Genomic DNA, 21532 nt, shown 5'->3' with positions numbered 1-21532 from the left:
TAGTGGTGTTAGGTCAATTTCTCCTCAAGCATGTCAAAGATATCGTCCATTTCATCCATTTCAAGGTCTGCAGCCGAGAAGTCACTTGGCGTAAATTCTCGCTCTTGATGCGCTAAGCAATGGGTGATGATGGATCTGATTTTCTCCTTCAACAATGCGATGAACTGCTGTATCGTTTGTTCTTCATATTCACTTGCACAATATGAGCACGACAGAATGAATTGATTGTGCTGAACAAGACCGCTGAGGTTCAGCTTATAAACAGCTTCGGATTCAAGGCTTGCTTGACGGCCCATATCATAGGTTGAGGGCCCAAAGAGTTCTGTCGTCACTTCCTGATCAATCTGCCCGAGATAGTTCAAGCTGATTTCAGGCTGCACGTGTTTGACTGACGGTTCGGATGGTGTCATGTATCTTAAAATACCGTAACCAATCCCTTTATTCGGTACACGCCGTAGCATCTCTTTCGTTCCTTTGATAGCGTCTGCAATGGTCTGATTCGGTTTCGCTTCAAGAACGACTGGATACATGCTCGTAAACCAGCCAACTGTGCGAGATATATCTAATCCTGATAAAATATCCTCTCTTCCATGACCTTCAAGCTGTACATGTACATGAGATTGACCTGTCCATTCCCGAATGGCCAGCCCGAGCGCACATAGAAGAATGTCATTCATTTCTGTTGTGTACGGAAGATGGATATTCGTTAACAGATGCTCAGTTTCTGCTTCTGTCAGCTGCATTTTGACAGCTTTCGTATCCGCAACTTTTCTTTCTTTTACTTCATGGTCAACAGGTAAAGTCGTAAACGGTCTATTTTCAATCGCTGCCCAATACTCCTTCTGGTTTTTTAGCAGCTGTGACTGCGCATATCGTTCAATCGCTTCTGCCCATTCTTTGAAAGAGTGCGTTTTTGGCGGCAGAACCATCGTTTCTCCTTTTTCTGCCTGATGATAAAGAGACATAAAGTCTTCTAGTAAAATCCGGCAAGAAACGCCGTCAATCACAAGATGATGTGTGATGATGAGTAAGTGATCACCGTTTTCTGTATGGAAACAAATCACTTTCATCAATGGACCCTTTTCAAGATTCAGTTGACGCTGATACTCATTGGCGTATGTGGAAATCGCCTGTTTCACATCTTGCGCTTTTGAAACATCACAAGAAATAATTGAAAATGGTTCTGTCAACTCCCGCTGATTGTATTGCAGCATGTCATCATGCTCCTGTCTGAACACCATGCGCAGTGCATCATGATGTGAGAGCAGTTTTTGCAGAACTTGTTCTGTGACAGCCAAGTCAAACCCTTTTGGTGCATGAAGCATCATTGAGAGATTCCAGTGGTGCTGGTGATCAAAGTTCCGTTCAAAGAACCAGCGCTGAATCGGTGTTAAAATGACCTCTCCTTCCACAACTGACTGATCAGCTGTGAGAAGGTCCGCTTCTTCGATATATGGGCGGAGCTCCGCAATCGTTGGATATTGGAAAAGCAGTTTCATATCGAGCTTCCAGCCCTCTTGCGTGAGTCTGCTGGCCATTTGGATGCCTTTAATCGAATCTCCGCCAAGGAAGAAGAATTGGTCGTGAATACCAACTTGGCTGACGCCAAGCACATCTTCCCAAATGCCGCAAAGCAGTGCTTCCACTTCATCTCTTGGCGCTTCGTATGCTGTTTGATTCGCTTCCATATCAGGTGCTGGCAGTGCTTTGAGATCCACTTTGCCATTTACCGTCATCGGCAGTTGGTCTAGCTTGATGATCCATGATGGCACCATATATTCTGGCAAGATGCGCTTTAAGTTTTCTTTCAACGTATCCGTTTCTTTATCTGTGATGACGTAAGCGACAAGAGCGTCTTGATCACTTGCGTCTTTGACCGTTGTCACGACGGCTTCTTGGACTAAATCCAGCGCAAGGAGCTGCGCTTCAATTTCTGACAGCTCAATACGGAATCCGCGGATGCTCACTTGATGGTCTTTTCTGCCGAGATAGATCAGTTCGCCATTCTCTGTCCACTTCACCAAGTCACCTGTACGGTACATGCGCTCTCCTGGATAAAATGGATCTGGGACAAACCGTTTGTCCGTTTCCTCTGGTAGATTCCAGTAGCCTCTTGCCAGTCCTTTCCCTGCAATCACGAGCTCACCCGGTACGCCTTGCGGCGAGAGGTCATATAACGAACCCATAATGTAAAAACGAGTATTGGCAATCGCTGTTCCGATAGGAAGCGTGCCTTGATCTGGATCAATGATCCCGCTTGTCGCCACGACCGTATTTTCTGTTGGGCCGTAGTTATTGACGAGTTTGTATGGAACGGGCTTCACCTGTTTCAGCTTGTCCCCGCCTGTCAGTAAGTAACGGAGAGAATGATTGTCCATCGACATAAACTGCTCACATAGCTGTGTTGGCAGGAATGCAATGGTGATGCCTTCGTGATTAAAATACGAATTGAGCTTGATCATATCGAGGCGAATCGCTTCGTCGATGATATGGAGCTCTGCGCCGGCGATCCACGTCGGGAACATCTCCCAAATGGAGGCATCAAAGCCAAAGCCGGCATATTTGGCGGTTCGGTCTTGTTTCGTCACCTGGAAAGCATCATTGTGCCAGTAGGCGAGATTGACAAGGGACTGGTGCTCGACCATGACACCCTTCGGCTGTCCAGTCGTTCCAGATGTGTAAATCATATAGGCGAGATCCGTTGGCTTGATAGGAACCTGAATCTCGTGTGCTTCTCCTTCTACCGCCTCTTCTATTGAGAGGGTATGACCTGTGAAAGATGGTGGTGCAGTGAGCCCTTTCTGAATCAGAAGGACCTCTGCCCCGCCATCTTCCAGCATGTAGGCAATGCGCTGCGCTGGATAATCGGCATCAATCGGCACAAATGCCGCACCTGCCTTGAGAACCCCGAGAACAGCGGCTGTCACCTCGAGCGATGGACGCGTGAGAATGCCGATGCGGTCTCCCGGTTTTGTGCCGCTGGAAATGAGTCTTGCGGCGACTGTATTCGCCCGGTTGTTCAATTCTTCATACGTCCAGCTTGTGCCGCAGAAAGTTGCGGCTTTTTGATCAGGTACTTCCTGTGACTTCGCCTCAATCAATGCATGAACCGTTTGATCTGTCGGGACATTTAGGACAGTTCCTGACCAATCATCAAGCAGATGTCGCTCTTCTTCTTTTGTTAAGATTGAGATGGTTGAGATCGGCTGATTCAATTTCGCGATCATTTCGTCTATGATTCGCTCAACATATTGACTCCATCGCTGAATGGTACTCTTTTTAAATAGTGCCGCTGCATATTCAAAGCGCAAGCCCACTTGATCTTGTTCCTCAAAGATGCCGAGCGTTAAATCAAACTTTGCCTGAACGGCTTCTTGCTGTTTGTGTGAAAGCGTAAGTCCATTCAAATTCGGTAACGTCAGATCACGGTCATCCGTTGTCATCATGACACTAAACAACGGGTTGCGGCTCGTGTCTTTCGGAAGGTCTAACTGCGCGACCAAATCCTCAAACGGGAATCCTTGATGTTCATAAGCTGATAGATTGTGATCTTTTATTTTTTCTAGCAGATGCTCTGCAGTTTCTTCTAACTGAACGTCATGTCGAAGGGCCAGTGTATTCACAAACATGCCCGGAATCCGTTCGATTGACGCATGTGTACGGCCAGCCGTTACAGCACCTATGACGATGTCATGCTGCCCAGTCAATTTATGAAGGAGAATGGCAAAGGCCGTTTGCATCACCATGTTCAAGCTCACATTTTTTTCAGCCATGAGCGCTTTGACATGCTGCGCCTTTTCAGCAGACAGCCATCTATCCACCCGGTCTCCTGCAAATGACTGCACGCTAGGCCGCGGGAAATCAAGCGGAAGTGCTAAGTCTTCTGGCGGCTGTGCATATTGCTCCAGCCAATACTGCCGCTGTTTTTCAAGTGCTGCTTGCTGCTCTTCCTCTTGCTGCCATACCGCATAATCCTTGTAGTGCAACTGAACTGGCGGTAACGTCTTATGCTCATACAACTCCGCTAATTCTTGAATAAGTAGACTGCGTGTCACTCCGTCTGCGATGATATGGTGCATATCCATCATAAACACATATTTGTCATCAGACAGCTTTGCCACTTTCGCTCTCATTAGAGGTGCTTGATGTAATGAGAATGGTGTCATGAAGTTGTCTACGACGGATTGTACCTGATCGCTTTCTACTTCAACCATCTGTAACGTAAACGGCACACGGCGATAAATTTTTTGGACGGGACTGCCGTCAATTTCAACAAAGGCTGTCCGCAATGACTCATGCCTATCAATTAAAGCTTGAATCGCTCCTTCTAGCTGCTTCAGATCAAGGTTTCCTTCCATCATGAAAACGGCTGGCATATGGTAGGTGACGGATTCTGGATGCAGCTGCTGTAATACGTACATTCGCTTTTGTGCGGAAGAGACTGGATAGAAATCTTGCTTTTCCGCTGGCTGAATGGATGTCTGGACGAGCGAAGCATCAGCTTCTTCCAAATAGGCAGCTATCGCCCGTATCGTTGGCTTTTCAAAAAGAACCTTGAGTGGTACATGCTGATTCAGTTTGGCTTGGATTTTCGAAATGAGCACCATGCCTTTCAGAGAATGCCCGCCTAATTCAAAGAAATGGTCATCAATGCCGACTTTTTCAATCTCAAGAACATCTGACCACATATCACAAAGCGTCTGCTCAAGCGCCGTTTCTGGTGCTGCGTGTGCCGTGCGGTTCATATGTGCCTCATGAGGAAGCGGCAGAGATTTCGCATCCACTTTTCCGTTTTGCGTCAGCGGCATATGATCCACTTTGACAAAATAAGTAGGAATCATGTAATCCGGCAGTGTCTCTGAAAGCTTTTCTCTAAATGTCAGCGTTCCAATGTGATCAGGTGCTGTATAATATAACGCCAGCTCCGGTAAACGAGACGTGTTGATCACTTTGACATACACTTTTTGAATGGTTGAAAGGGCACGTGCGGCATGCTCAATTTCTTGTTTCTCAATTCGATAACCGCGAATTTTCACTTGATCGTCTACTCTTCCAAGGAATTCAATCTCTCCATTAGCATGCTGTCTAACCAAATCTCCCGTTCGATACATCCGCTCTTGAGGGAAATAAGGATTTTCAAGAAAACGCTCTGCTGTTAATTCAGGCTGATTCAAATAACCTCTTGAAACACCATCACCTGAAATATAAAGCTCTCCCGGTGCACCATAAGGAACAAGGCGATGCTCGCAATTGCATACGAGCGCTCTTGTATGAGCAATAGGCTTTCCGATGATAGAACGCTCCTTTAAAGCGTCCAGTTCATGCGGTGTCATTAGCTTGCTCACTGTACCAATCGTTGTTTCTGTCGGACCGTAATGGTTCATCACTGCCACGCATGGATGCTGCTTCATAAATGTCTCAACATCTTCAGAGACAATCGGTTCTCCTCCCAATACCACAAGCCGTAAAGCGTCAAATGTATAACCCTTTGAATCTGCCATCATATGAAATAAGGATGGTGTCATTTTGATATAAGTCAGCTCTTGTTCATCAATAAAACGCATGAGACGTACAGGGTCTGTATACACGTCTTCATGAGGAATATAGAGTGTCCCGCCTGCTTTTAGAATCGGGAAAATGCTTGTGTAACCAAGGTCGTATGCATAAGAAGACAGGAGTGCCGTTCGATCGCATTCTTGTAAAGTCACTTCATGTGTCAACCAATTGACGTAGTGTGATAGATTACGATGCGTGAGCTGTACACCCTTTGGCTTCCCTGTTGTTCCAGATGTGTAAATCACATAAGCCAGTTGATCAACCGATACGTCCGGCAAGTCTAGAGAATCGTTTCGTTGGACGGCTTTCTCCACATGTACGACCTGAATCGACTTGAGATGCTGATAGGAATCGCCAAGAGACTCATTTGCCACGATGACTTTTGCCCCTGAATCTTTTAATGTGTAACGAATACGTTCCGCAGGAAAAGCTGGATCAATTGGTACAAATGCACCGCCCGCTTTCATTACACCTAGCATCGAGACAATGACATAGACAGAGCGATCAAGAATAAGTGCGACTGTGCTTTCTTTCTCTACGCCTTGCATCTTCAGCTCACTGCAAAGAGCATTGGACATGCGATCCAGTTCACGGTAGGTCAGCTTCCTTTCACCATCCATCACCGCAATGGCATCAGGCGTTTCCATGGCTTGACGTGAAAATTGCACATGGTACGGCTCATGTTGACCTGTTTGTTCTCCATCCCTTTTCTCCAGCCGCTCCATTTGCTCATGCTGATCCAAGAGGTTGAACAAGCCAATTCGTTCATCCGGATGCTGGACCGCCTCACGAATAATCGCAAGCAGATGTGTTCCGAACCGGCGGATGGTTTCCTCTTTAAATAATGCCGTTGCATAGTCTAGGCTTAGTTTTATTTCTCCCTCACGTTCAAATGCTTCTAGAGACAGATCAAATTTGACGGATCGGTGCTGTATTGCATAAGGCGAAATGTTCAGATCGCCGAGCTTTAGTGCAGGAACATCCATGTTCTGCATATTAAACGAAACACTAAAGAGCGGGCTTCGGGTTGTATCACGATCAAGCGGCAGACGCGCGATTAACTCTTCGAGCGGATAGCTTTGATGTGCAAAAGCATCTACACTCGTTTCTTTTATTTCTTCAAGCAGCTGTATAAATGACTTTGTTTGTTCCGGTTTTCCGCGCATCGCAATGGTATTGATGAACATCCCCGGCATGTCCTGAATATCTGGATGTGTTCGCCCCGCAACAGGAGATCCGACAATGATATCTTCCTGTCCGCTGTAGGAAGCGAGCAGCACTTGAAATACAGATAACAAGAACATGTACAGCGTCGTATCTGTTTTCTTGAGCAGCTCATGAATACGCTGAGTTGTCGCTTGATCACAGCCAAACATCACCCGTTCTCCAGAAAAATCACGTTCCACTGGACGTGGGTAGTCTGTCGGCAAATCTAAAACCGGTACATCTCCTTCGTATTGCTTCAGCCAATACGCTTCATGCGCACGCTGTTTCTCTGTTTCTTCTTCACTTAACTGCCAGACAGCGTAATCTTTATAATGAATGGCTCTTTCTGCAAGTGCCTCTCCATCATAGGCTTTCGCCAAATCCTGAATGAACGTCTTCATGGAGCTGCCATCTGTAATGAGGTGATGTGCTTCCAGGACTAATAGATGACGATCATGACTCACTTTGAGCAGCTGTGCCCGCAGGAGGGGAGCGGCTGTCAAATCAAACGGCGCCTGACGTTCAGCAAGAAATGCCTCGGCCTCTTCTTCCTTTACATCATGGACAGGGAGGTCAAATGCCGCTCTTTCATGTACCCTTTGGACGATGTTCTCGCCTTTCATATGAAAACTCGTTCTTAAGATTTCATGCGTTTGAATCAATTCATCAAATGCTGAGGTGAGCCGCTGATGATCGAGCGTACCTTCAAGCGTTAAGACGATCGGAATATGATAGTTCGTACTCTTAGGTTCAAGTGTTTGTAAAATGTATAAGCGCCGCTGAGCTGGTGACACTGGATAGTCCTCCGCCTTCGCTGCGGGTAAGATCGGATGTCCTTGTTCTTCTTGACCGTCCTGGTCAATGTATGACGCAAGCGATCGAACCGTTGGCTTTTCGAATATCACTTGAATCGGAACTTCCTTTTGGAACACTTTTTGGATTTTGGCTGACATCATCATTGCTTTGAGTGAATGTCCGCCAGTCATGAAGAAATGCTCATCTATTCCCACCGCTTTCCCAAGCAGTTCCTCCCAAATTTGAGCAAGCGCCTTTTCCGTCTCAGTTTCAGGCGGAATGATCCTGACTTCTTCACGATGAGCTTCGTCAGGCGTTGGTAAAGCTTTTCGATCGACCTTTCCGTTTGCTGTAAGCGGGAAAGCATCTAGCTTCATGACGTGATGAGGTACCATATATGCTGGCAGTGCTTGATGAAATAAAGCCCGCACCTCTTCTTCTCTGATCGTTCCCGTATAGTAAGCGGTCATTTCTTTTTCTTCTGAAGGAGACGCATGGATGAGCACAACCGCCTCATCGATCCCCGCCTCTTGTTGAAGAACCGTTTCAATTTCACCGAGCTCAATACGGAAACCACGGATTTTCACTTGATCATCTGTCCGTCCGAGGAATTCGATTTGACCATTTGAACCGTACCTAGCCAAATCTCCTGTTCGATACAAACGCCCTTCTGCCTTGAAAGGATCAGCGATAAATACTTGCTTTGTTAATTCTGGACGATGGAGATATCCTCTTGAGACACCGTCACCGCCGACATACAGCTCTCCTGGCGCACCAATTGGCTGAAGTCTTTGATTGTCATCTAAAATGTAAGCGGACGAATGATTGATCGGCTGACCAATTGGAATCGTGCCCGTTTCATCCCCTCTCACCTCATAAATGGTCGAGATGGTGGTGTTTTCTGTTGGGCCATACGCATTCAGTAAAACAAGTGATGGATGATGTTTCTTCACAAGCTCTGCACTTTTCACATTGATCACATCACCGCCTGTGATCAATTTGGACAATCCTTTAAACATATGCGGTCGCTGCTGAGCGAGTTGATTAAACAAACCTGTCGTTAAAAAGAGCGCCGAGATTTGATTCGTTTGGATAAAGCGTTCAAACCGGTTGATGTCCAATAACGTGTCACGGTCAACAGGATAAAGCGTTGCACCGTTCAGCAGTGTGGTGAAAATTTCAAAAGTAATGGCATCAAAGCTGACTGCTCCTGTATGTGCCATACGATCCGACTTGTTCAAGCCCAGTGTCTCCTGAGAACATGCCAATCTGACAATATGCTGATGCTCAATTTGAACACCTTTTGGCTGGCCGGTTGACCCCGACGTGTACATGATATACGCCAATTGCGAAGGAGAGGTCTCGACTTCGAATGGTCCGTTGGACTGATTCGATATGTCCGACACACGAACGGCTTGGATACTTTCATGAACTGGCGGCTGGCTGTCCGCATAGAGCAACACGGATGCACCGCTGTCTTCAAGCATAAAGCGGATTCTATCCTCTGGCTGGGCTGGATCAATTGGTACATAAGCAGCCCCTGCTTGAAGAATCGCTAAAATGGCGATCACTGCTTCAGCAGATCGATTCATATACACTGCGACGGCATCTTCTTGTTTCACTCCGCTATCAATCAAATATCCCGCAACACGATGGATTTCTTGGCCAAGTTCTTCATAGGTGAATGCCCGCTCTCCTTCGACTAACGCCAGATGGTCTGGCTGCGTTTGAATGCGTTCTTTCAGAAGCTCAGGAATAGACAGATGCTTTGGATAATCTCGTTCTGTCTTGTTCCATGCTTCAATCTGCTGTTTTTCTTCTTCGGTGATACACGTCACGTCATGAAGGCGAACTTCCGGATTCTCGATGATCTGCTTCATGAGGTTGGTCAGGTGTTTCGATATTTTTTCAATGACCTCTTCTTCAAAAGCCACCGCATTGTATTTGATTTTCAATGTCCATGTTTCACCTGGATATACGAGGACATTTAGATCGAAATTCGTTTGTTCAAATCCGTCTTTTACATCAATGGAAAACCCTAGACGTTCCGACATGGTGTCACCAGATAGCTCTTGATCTAAAGGATAGTTCTCAAACCCGACCAAGTGATCGAAGAGTTGTCCTCCTGCAGCTGTCTGTTGCTGAATGTCATAAAGCGGCATAAAATCATAGTTTTCCGCTTCCAGCGCATGCTGCTGAACTTTTTGAAACAGCTGTTTGAAGGTGTCTTCGTGATTCATTTCTACCCTGACCGGTATTGTATTGATAAAAAGTCCTGCCATCTGTTCTATACCAGCCACACTTGGTGGCCTGCCAGATACGACTGTTCCGAAAGTGACATCATGTGCCGCATGGTAAGTGCCTAAAAGAACCGACCAAACAGCCTGGAATAGATTCGGTGCTGTCACTTGGCAATTCCTTGCGATCTCTTGAATGGTGCTGACCATTTCAGCATCCCATGTGAACGTCCATTCCTGATGGTCATATTGTCCGTTCGCTTCTTTTTGCTGCAAAAGCCCTTGATGCTGAATCGCACCATCTAAGCGATCCTTCCAATAGCCTTCCGCTGCTTGTTGATTTTGCTTGCCAAGCCACTGAATATAATCTGCATAAGGTTTTCCTTGTGAGCGATCCGGCGTTTTGCCGTTCCGATAAGATTCGTAGTAATGAAACAATTTTTTCATCAAAACTCCCATGGACCAACCATCCATGATGATGTGATGGTTGCTCCAAATGAGATGCCAGTTTGTTTCATTCAGTTGAAAAACAGCGACCTTCAATAACAAATCATTCGTTAAATGGAAGCCTTGCTTTCTCACTTGCTTTTTATATTGATCTAGTACCTTTTGCTGTTCCTGATGGTTCAGGTGAGATAGATTCTCTCTATACACATCTAGATTGCGCTCTGCCAGTACAACCTGACGAGGCTTCTGTAATTGCTGATAGACAAAGGCTGTACGGAGAATGTCATATGTGCCGATGAGCTCATTGAGACTTTTTTCAAAAAGATCGAGATCAAACTCCCCTCTTATTCCAAGCTCCAGCTGTGTGAAATAAGAGGACGAATTAGGGTCTAGCATGGCATGATATAACATACCTTCTTGCATTGGTGTTAAAGGATATACCTTTTGAATCTTCTGTTTGCTCATAGTCCACCTCTTCGTTTGCTTAAAATATATCCATTAGCTTTTCAAGTTCATCCATGGTCAGGTCATCGTCTCCTACATCACTAGGCGTAATTTGCGCTTCATCTTGTGATACACAATGTGAGATGAGTGCCTTCACGTTCTTTTCTAAAAGGTCCTTGAACTGTTCCATCGTCTGCTCTTCAAATTCAAGCTGGTGATATGACATCGTCATCTGGAACATGCCCTGTTCTACGAAACCAACAATATCTAATGCATGAGGTTTCTCTGATTCTGGACTTAATGATTGACCTGCCTGCCAAGTGGATCGACTTAGTTCACCCCCGCCAATCTGTTCATCAAACTGACCAAGATAGTTAAAGCTGATATCTGGCGTGACATCAAATGCGAGACCGTCCTTCATTTTGTCAGGCGTTAAGTATTTTAAAACGCCATAGCCGATTCCCTTGTTCGGAATGTGTCTGAGCTCTTCTTTCAAAAGCTTGATTTGATACGAAAGATCCTCCGCATGCGACAAATCAAGCAGCACAGGATACATGCTCGTAAACCAGCCGATGGTCCGCGACACATTGACCGCCGGAAGGATGTCCTCCCTTCCATGTCCTTCAAGGTGAATAAAGTGTCTGTCTTCTCCTGTCCACTCTTTCAGGGTCAATCCTAAAGCGGTTAGCAAAATGTCGTTGATTTCCGTGTGGTACGCCTCATGTACTTCTGTCAGTAGGCTGCGTGTTTCTTCCTCAGACAGCGTAAAGCGAATGGTTTTTGTATGCAGCATTCTTTGATCCTCTGTGACATGATCCTTTTGCAGAGGTGCAGTTAAATGCCCAAGTACCTTTTTCCAATAGTCCCTTTCTGCCAGCAGCTCATCTGACACTGCGTATTCCGTCAACTTCTGGGCATATGCTTGGAATGAATGTGTTTTTTCAGGAAGTGTCAGCTCCTCCCCGCGCTTCGCCTGCTCATAAAGAGCCATGAAGTCTTCAAGGAAAATACGCCATGACACACCATCAATGACAAGGTGATGTACAACGAGCAATAAGTGATCTCCATGATCCGTACGGAAAATCGCAGGTTTGACTAATGGTCCCTCTGTTAAAGAAATACTCGCCTGCACTTCATTTGCTAGCTTTTCTACCTGCTGGATTTGCTGTGATCGTTCTCCTTGTACTTCTATCACGTCCACCGCTACATCGTTTTCGTCTACTCCACGATGACGCTGGATGATGCGTCCTTCTTCTATCGGATAAACCAATCGCAAAGCATCATGATGGGTCATCATCTGCTCGAACACTTGTTTGACAAGCACTTCATCCAAACCATTTGCGGCATGGAGCATAACGGACTGATTCCAATGATGTTGGTTGCTGAAGTTCCGTTCAAAGAACCAGCGCTGAATTGGTGTTAAAATGACCTCTCCTTCCACAGGTGATTGATCAGCTGTGAGAAGGTCCGCTTCTTCGATATATGGGCGAAGCTCCGCAATCGTTGGATATTGGAAAAGCAGTTTCATATCGAGCTTCCAGCCTTCTTGCGTGAGTCTGCTTGCCATTTGGATGCCTTTAATCGAATCTCCACCAAGGAAGAAGAAATGGTCGTGAATACCGACTTGGCTGACGCCAAGCACATCTTCCCAAATGCCGCAAAGCAGTGCTTCCACTTCATCTCTTGGCGCTTCGTATGCTGTTTGATTCGCTTCCACATCAGGTGCTGGCAGTGCTTTGAGATCTACTTTTCCATTTGCCGTCATCGGCAGTTGGTCTAGCTTGATGATCCATGATGGCACCATATATTCTGGCAAGATGCGCTTTAAGTTTTCTTTCAACGTATCCGTTTCTTTATCTGTGATGACGTAAGCGACAAGAGCGTCTTGATCACTTGCGTCTTTGGCCGTTGTCACGACGGCTTCTTTCACTTCATTTAGCGTAAGGAGCTGTGCTTCAATTTCTGACAGCTCAATCCGGAAGCCGCGGATGTTCACTTGATGGTCTTTTCTACCGAGATAAATCAGCTCGCCATCCTCGGTCCATTTCACCAAGTCGCCTGTACGGTACATACGCTCTCCTGGATAAAACGGATCTGGGACAAACCGTTTGTCCGTTTCCTCTGGGAGATTCCAGTAGCCTCTTGCCAGTCCTTTCCCCGCAATCACGAGCTCACCCGGTACGCCTTGCGGCGAGAGGTCATATAACGAACCCATAATGTAAAAACGAGTATTGGCAATCGCTGTTCCGATAGGAAGCGTGCCTTGATCTGGATCAATGATCCCGCTTGTCGCCACGACCGTATTTTCTGTTGGGCCGTAGTTATTGACGAGTTTGTATGGAACGGGCTTCACCTGTTTCAGCTTGTCCCCGCCTGTCAGTAAGTAACGGAGAGAATGATTGTCCATCGACATAAACTGCTCACATAGCTGTGTTGGCAGGAATGCAATGGTGATGCCTTCGTGATTAAAATACGAATTGAGCTTGATCATATCGAGGCGAATCGCTTCGTCGATGATATGGAGCTCTGCGCCGGCCATCCACGTCGGGAACATCTCCCAAATGGAGGCATCAAAGCCAAAGCCGGCATATTTGGCGGTTCGGTCTTGTTTCGTCACCTGGAAGGCATCATTGTGCCAGTAGGCGAGATTGACAAGGGACTGGTGCTCGACCATGACACCCTTCGGCTGTCCAGTCGTTCCAGATGTGTAAATCATATAGGCGAGATCCGTTGGTTTGATAGGAACCTGAATCTCGTGCGCTTCTCCTTCTACCGCCTCTTCTATTGAGAGGGTATGACCTGTGAAAGAAGGTGGTGCAGTGAGCCCTTTCTGAATCAGAAGGACCTCTGCCCTGCCATCTTCCAACATGTAGGCAATGCGCTGCGCTGGATAATCGGCATCAATTGGTACGAATGCCGCACCTGCCTTGAGCACACCGAGAACAGCGGCTGTCATCTCGAGCGATGGACGCGTGAGAATGCCGATGCGGTCTCCCGGTTTTGTGCCGCTGGACATAAGTCTTGCGGCGACTGTATTCGCCCGGTTGTTCAGTTCTTCATACGTCCAGCTTGTGCCGCAGAAGGATGCGGCTTTTTGATGAGGTACTTCCTGTGACTTCGCCTCAATCAATGCATGAACCGTTTGATCTGTCGGGACATTTAGGATAGGGCCTGACCATTCATCAAGCAGTTTTTGCTGCTGCGCTGGTGATAATAATTGCATCTGATCTAATAATTGATCTGGTGCTGACACCATTTGTTCGATCAAGTAAAGGAAATACTCCTTCCACTTCTCAATCGACGACCGTTCAAAGATAGAAGAATTATAATCAAACACAAGCTCGATTTGATCGTCAGATTCGTTTCCAGTTAAGGTTAAGTCAAATTTCGCTATGTTCTCATTGAACGGCTGGGGAATGATATCAAGTCCATCCATCGACAGGTCACGAATATCTGCATTTTCCATCGAGAACACCACATCAAAGATTGGATGGCGGCTTGTGTCGCGAACCGTTTGCACTTGGTCCACCAATTCTTCAAATGGGTAAAGTTGATGTTCATTTGCCGCTAACACAAGCTCATGAACTGTTGACGCAAATTGAGAAAATGTCTGGTGTCCTTCTGGTTTTGTTCTGAGTGCCAGCGTATTCACAAACATGCCGATGACTGATTGAATATCAGGATGGGTTCTGCCCACCACTGGAGAACCGATCATGATGTCTTCTTGTCTCGAAAGTTTGCTTAAAAGCGTACTGTAGCAAGCAAGCAGTACTGTATACGTTGTACTGTTGAGTGATCTAACCAGCTCATCCAATTGCGATTTAAGCGCACCGTCTATAGCGAATTCGACGCGGCCCCCTTCAAACGTCTGAACCTTTGGTCTCGGAAGATCCTCAGGCAGTGCCAAAACAGGCAGTTCTCCTTGTAATTGTTCCAACCAAAACGCCGCTTCAGCCTCTTTTTTCACAAGAGATTCTTCACTGTTTGACCAAACCGCATAGTCCTTATATTGAATAGGCAATTCATCAAGTTCGTCTCCTCGATACAAGATCGATAGCTCATCAATTAAAATACCGACAGACGCACCATCTGAAATGATGTGGTGCATATCAATCAACAGATAATGAACACTCTCCGATTCAGACACAAGTCCCACTCTAAGCAGCGGCGCTTTTTCTACATCAAATGGACGGATAAAATCATTCATTAATTGCTGAATGTCTCGGCCTTCCCCTTCGATGTTTTCAATGTTCACAGAAACATTCGTTTCAATTCGCTGAACAGGTTCACCCTGAACGAAGTCAAAGCTCGTACGGAATGCTTCATGACGATGAACAAGCTGGTCAATGGCTTTTTTAAATCGTTTTTCATCAAATACACCTTCAAGCTTTAAAGCAGCTGGCATATGATAGCTCTGCTCGGCATCTGTCATTTTTTGCAGAACAAACAATCTTTTCTGAGCAGATGTCACTGGATAAAAAGCCGCTTCTTCCGCTTTCTCCACTCGTCTGATTTCAGTTCGATCTGTTTGATCCACCGCAAGGGCAAACGCCTCTAAAGTGGGTGATTCAAATAATGTTTTCAACGTACATTCCACATGCATCTCTTCATAGAGCCTGTTCAACATTTTCATGCCGCGCAGTGAATGACCACCGCATTCAAAGAAATGATCACGTCTGCCGATTTTCGGAACTTCAAGAACTTCCTCCCAAATGTGTGCCAATATACGCTCTGTATCTGATTGAGGAGGGACGTATTCATTTGAAGCCTGCTCACTTACATCAGGTACCGGTAATGCTCGTCTATCTACCTTGCCATTCCCCGTTAGTGGCAGCTCGTCTAATTGCATGAAGAAAGCTGGCATCATATAAACAGGGAGTTCTCGTCCTGCTTGCTCACGTAAATCCGACAGTGGAACAGCACCTTCTGCTGTGAAATATGCACACAATGTTTCATTTGATAACGCAATGACAACGGCTTTCTTCACTTGCGGATGCTGCAATAGCTGGTGTTCAATTTCGCCAAGCTCGATACGCTGACCTCGAATCTTGACTTGATGATCGATTCGCCCAATGAATTCAATATCTCCATTTGACAGCCATCGTGCGAGATCGCCCGTTTTGTACATGACTTCACCAGATCGGAAAGGATTTTCAACAAACTTTTCGCTCGTTAGTTCTGGCTGGTGATAATACCCCTTGACCAGTCCGTCACCTGCGACACAAAGCTCTCCAGCTACTCCCGGCGGCTGCACATGTCCAAACTCATCGACAATATAAACAGCCGTTTGACTCACCGGCTTTCCGATCGGAATCGACAGTGCTTGTTCTTCAATGTGATTCACCGGATAATACGTTGTGAAAATTGTGCTTTCAGAAGGTCCATACATATGAATAAGTTTGTCTTCTCCAACCGTTTCAAGGGCTGCCACAACATGCGGCACAGAAGCACGTTCCCCGCCAAACAGCACTTTTCTGACGTTTTTTAGGCTGCCTTTTTTCATATCAATCAGTAAGTGAAATAGAGCGGTCGTGATCATTAAAATACTGACTTTTTCCTTCTCAATCGCGCCAGAAAGCTCATTCATATTTAAAATGTGATCCTTTGGCAAAACAATGAGTTTCGCTCCGTTCAATAAAGCACCAAACACATCAAACATAAATGCATCAAATACATAGTTTGAAATGCTCATCACCGTGTCTTCATGATGAATGGTGAGATAATTCGACTGCTTCACTGTTCTCAAAATGTTCCGGTGCGTCACCATGTTCCCTTTAGGTTTGCCTGTCGTACCAGATGTATAGGTTAAATTCGCCAAGTCCAAAGGCGAAACACATACAATTGGATTGCTCTCTGACTGCTGATCAACGGCTTGATCTTCTATTTCTATGATTTTCCCTTCAAACGCAGTAAGCACAGAACGATGACGCAGCACCTGATGGGTCAGGACAAACTGTGCACCACTATCTGTCAAAAAGTGCTTGATACGTTCATCAGGGAAGTCAGGATCAATTGGCACATATACACCGCCAGCCTTTAGCACAGCTAAAACCGACAGCACCATCTCATTGGAACGTTCAAAGAATAAAGCCGCTTTCATCCCTTTTTCAAAACCATGTTCGTGTAAATAATGAGCCAGCTGGTTCACTCTGCGATTCAGCTCTTGATAAGAAAGAACCTCATCTTTACATTGCAAAGCAGGCTGATGACCATGCTGCTGTACTTGTGATTCAAATTGCGTCACAATGGTTTCTTCCGCAGGATAAGGCGTAGGTAACGGGTTCCACATCTTCAATTGAGCCGCTGCCTCTTGTTCAGACAGTAAGCGGTATGATTGAATCGCTTGCTCCGGCACTTCAACCATCTGCTCCAGAAGATAAACATAATGCTTCAGCATCTGCTCGGCTGTAATTCGTTTAAATAACGCCGTACTATAATCGAGAACAAAAGAAAGACCATGACTTGACTCCGTCGCTTGAAGTGTGAGATCAAACTTCGCAATATGGAAATTGGTTTCCTCGACTTCGACTTTCATCTCTCCAATATGCTGGGCTGTTGAATGATCTGGCGTTAGAGTAAAGACCGTATCAAATAATGGATGGCGGCTAAAATCTCTTTGCACATTTAGCTTTTCAAGCAGCCGCTCGAATGGATATTGCTGATGCTCAAACGCCCTCATCGTCTTTTCCTTTACTTGCTCAATCAACTGTGTCATTGAACCGTTCGGATCTACCTCTGAACGTAAAGCAAGTGTTTGGACAAACATGCCGATCATGTCATTCAAATCTGCATGCACCCGGCCTGCTGTTGGCGTCCCCACTACAAACTCCTTTTGACCTGTGTATTTTGCAAGCAATGTATAGTAAGCAGAAAGCAACACGGTATACAGCGTCGTATGATGATTCGCTGCAAGCTCCTGCAAACGGCCTGTTAACGTCTCATCGATGTTTCTGAGAACGCGGTCTCCAGCGAAAGACTGGACAGCCGGACGCTGATAATCAGTTAGCAGCTGCAAAGCAGGGATAGCTCCTGAAAATTCTTTCAGCCAGAATGCTTCATCTATTTGCCCGCCTTGCTCTGCCTGTTGTTCTTGCCAAACAGCATAATCTTGATATTGAAGCTTCAATGGCGCTTTCACTAATCCCTCATATGCGTCAGACAGCTCACGCAGCATTAAATCAATTGAAAGACCATCTGAAATCAGATGATGCATATCGAAATAGAGAAGATGCTCCTGGTCATGTAAAGACTGTAGCCCAACACGCAAAAGCGGAGCCTGCTCAAGATAAAAAGGTCGGACGAATTGACGCATGTTCTCTTCCATCGTGCTGCCTGTCACCTGTTCTATTTGAAATGGGACGGATGAAGCTACCCGCTGACGAGGGACTCCTTTGACTGTATGAAAAGAAGTGCGCAGCACATCATGACGTGCGATCAGTTTTTCAAAAGCTCCCTCCAACTTCTCTCGTTGCAGCGTTCCTCTTAATTTCACAACAGCAGGCATATGATAGGCGATGCTCTGCTCCAGCTGAGTCACCATATAAACACGCTGCTGCGCTGGTGACAGTGGATAATCGGCGGCAGTCGGTGCTTTCGGTATGAACACTTGTGAAGACTTTTCCGCTTGTTCAATATAAACAGCAAGTGCTGCAATCGTTTGCTGTTCAAATAAAACAGATAAAGGGACCTCCACTTGAAAAGCCCGCTGAACGAGTGTAAGAACTTTCATCGCTTTGAGTGAATGCCCGCCTATGTCAAAGAATGAGTCGTACACACCTATGTTCTCTTGATGAAGAACGTCTTCCCACAAACGAACAAGCTTCGTTTCTACATCGTTTCTAGGCGCTACATAAACAGCACTGACAGCCTTATCTCCTTTTAATGCAGCAAGCGCACGCCGGTCGACTTTTCCGCTAACTGTCAGTGGAAATGCCTCAAGCTGCTTGAAATAAAGCGGCATCATATAAGCTGGCAGCTGATGTTTGATAGCGGCTTGCAGGGTGTCCACGGAAAGAAATTCTTGTCGTGCTTGATAGTAAGCACTTAAAGCCTTTCCACCGTCCGGTTCATCCACGACAAGGACGACAGCCTGATCGACTCCGTCTACCCGCTCCATGACCGCCTCAATTTCACCTGTTTCGATGCGGTAACCTCTTATTTTTACTTGGTCATCTATTCTTCCAAGGTAATCAATTGTGCCATCTGGAAGCCATCTCACTACATCACCTGTGCGATACATCCGGTCTTCAGGGAAAAATGGATCTGGTCTGAATGCCTTCTCCGTTAATTCAGGCTGATTCACATAGCCCCGTCCAACTCCTATTCCCGCAATGCATAGTTCTCCCACAGCTCCCTGCACCTGTAGTTGTTCATGTTCATTTAAAATATAAATCCGGTGATGGCCCAGTGGCTTTCCAATTGACACATAGCGCTGTTCTGGTGACTTCTGCAGCTCACTGAGATCTAGACGGTGAACCGCCGCATCCACACACGTTTCTGTCGGACCATACACATTCCACAAGGCAAAATCGGGCTGGCTGACACGCACAGCTTCAATCAGCGCCTGCGCTGCTTTCGCAGGGAGTGCTTCTCCCCCAATCAGCATGTGAGTCAGTGCAAGCCCATCCAAATCCGCTGCAAGTAAAAGCTGCACATGTGCTGGCGTTCCATCTGTTGCTTTGATTTGACGTTCTTTGTAATAAGCCGCTAGCTGTACACCGTTTCGTGTCGTTTCTCTTGGCACAATATGAAGCGTATGTCCAAATAAAAGAGCAGCAAAGATTTGTTTAACAGAGGCATCGAAATGGAATGGTGCAAGAAGCGCCACTTGAAGCTGATTTGCCCCCTCATACACTTCGTGATGCAGGGCATGAACCAAATGATGCAGCTGAAGATGCTCGATCATCACTCCCTTCGGCTTTCCAGTCGTACCCGATGTATAAATGAGATAAGCCAAATCCTGTGATGTCGTCTGATCGATCAGCTCAGGCAGCGGACGATCTTCTAATTCCATATGCTGCTGGACAATCATTTTTTCCGCAATGGATGAATATCGCTGAACAAACGATTCTTCTGTTAAAACGATAGAAGCACCAGAATCTTCTACAATAAATTGAATGCGTTCCTCAGGTAATGCCGGATCGATCGGTACATATGCACCGCCAGCTTTTAATATCCCAAAAATGGCAGCCATCGCATCTGCCGTCCGTTCCATTAAAACGGCAACTGGTACATCACGCGAGACACCTTTCATCTGTAAAAACCGTGCCAGTTTGTCCGCTTTTTGATACAGCTCTCCATAAGTGAACGTTCCATTTTCCGCTACCACAGCTGCCCGTTCTGAATACGTTTTAGCTACCTCATCAAATAAGTGGTGAACTGGTTTCGCTCCTGGTAAATCAAATGCTTCTCCCTTAGATAATTGAAGCAGCTGCTTTTGTTCATCTGCTGGCAGTAAAGAGAGAGCCCCAATCAGCTGATCTGGCTGAGAGACTGCCGCCTCCAGCAAAATCATCAATCGATCAAACAGCTTACTCATATCGTCTTCACTAAATAGATCTGTACGGTAATCCAAATCAATGGTCAATGTATCTGTATCCCAGCGGTCTTTCACATGAATCGATATATCATTCATTCCGCTTCCACTAAAAATCGGCTCCGTAATGAACGAAAGATTCTCTTTTTTCTGCCACTGCATGACCTGATACTCTAAAGAAATATCAAACAGGCGTCCTGTAAATCCATCTCTTTCCCTTAAATCATTCATGAGCACATTGTAAGGATATTTTTGATGACGCAAGATCTTCATCTGATCCGCCATGACTTGCTTCACGAAATCAAGAAACGTGAGGGATCCTTGCACAGATGCGCGCATCGGAATGGTCGACACAAACATCCCAATCATCTTTTTTTCCTTTGCATTTGTCCGATTGCCCATAAAAGTTCCAAGGACCACATCCTCCATGCCGCTAAATCGGTGCAAGTAAATATAGACAGCGGACATAAACATAGAAAGCATACTGACTTTCTCTTCTTCACAAAAAACGCGAAGCTTCTCCTTTAAAGCATCTGGAATATCCCCTGAAAATCTCTCCGCATGTAAGCTCATCTCGTAACCTTTATGCGGTGTTAAAGAAGCGAAATCTGGAATATTGGAAAATTGCTCGTTCCAAAAAGCTTGGTCTTTCTGAAAACGTTTAGAAGATTCATAAGTTTGCTCACTCATGATGTGATCAACGAAGGAAATGTCTTCAATTGGGGAGATGTCTGTCCCCTGCAGCATGTCATGGTATAGATCAATGATTCGGTTTCCCATCAAGATAATTGAAATACCATCAGCCACAATATGATGCGCTTTACAGAACAGCCAGCACTCTTGATCACTGATTTGAAAGACCGTAAATTCAATTAAGGAACGATCAATCAGTTCCATCGGCTCACGAATCTCCTCGTTCGCCCACGCCCTGACTTCCTTTTCACTCCAGCCTTTCACCAAACGAATCGGCTGTTTTTCATATGGCTTGATATATTGAACGGGCTCCTCCTGCTCATGTTGATACACTAGCCTTAAACGAAGAGAATCAGTTTCACGAATGTACGCTTGAAGCACATCCACGATCAAAGAAGGATTTAGACCTGATACCGATCTTAACTTGGCAAACCCACCCAAATTAGAAATACTTGTGCCTGGATAAAATCTTTCCGTGTAGAATACTCGCTTTTGCGCATGTGTTAAGGGGTAATAAACTGTACTCATTCTCATCCTCCGCTCTTCTATGTTTTCTCCACCAACTGTGATACCCTGCACCCTCTATATCAAAAGAACCAAGTCTATTTCATTAAAATAG

General features: G+C 45.8%; 2 protein-coding genes. Both read right to left on the bottom strand.

Going from position 1 to position 21532, the window contains the following annotated elements:
* Positions 1–8 precede the first annotated feature (8 nt).
* Positions 9–10706 carry an amino acid adenylation domain-containing protein gene (locus ACNO7B_RS01910; RefSeq protein ID WP_417901082.1) on the bottom strand — a complete coding sequence of 3566 codons (10698 nt, stop codon included), beginning with the start codon at positions 10704–10706 and terminating at the stop codon, positions 9–11.
* Positions 10707–10725: 19 nt separating this feature from the next.
* Entirely contained in the window at positions 10726–21441 is a 10716-nt protein-coding gene (locus ACNO7B_RS01905; RefSeq protein ID WP_417901081.1) for an amino acid adenylation domain-containing protein, read from the bottom strand.
* Between the last annotated feature and the right edge of the window lie 91 nt (positions 21442–21532).

This window comes from Bacillus sp. AK25 (assembly GCF_048270685.1).
In the GTDB taxonomy this organism is placed as follows: domain Bacteria; phylum Bacillota; class Bacilli; order Bacillales; family Bacillaceae; genus Bacillus; species Bacillus altitudinis.
This window is presented reverse-complemented; position numbering and strand designations above follow the sequence as displayed.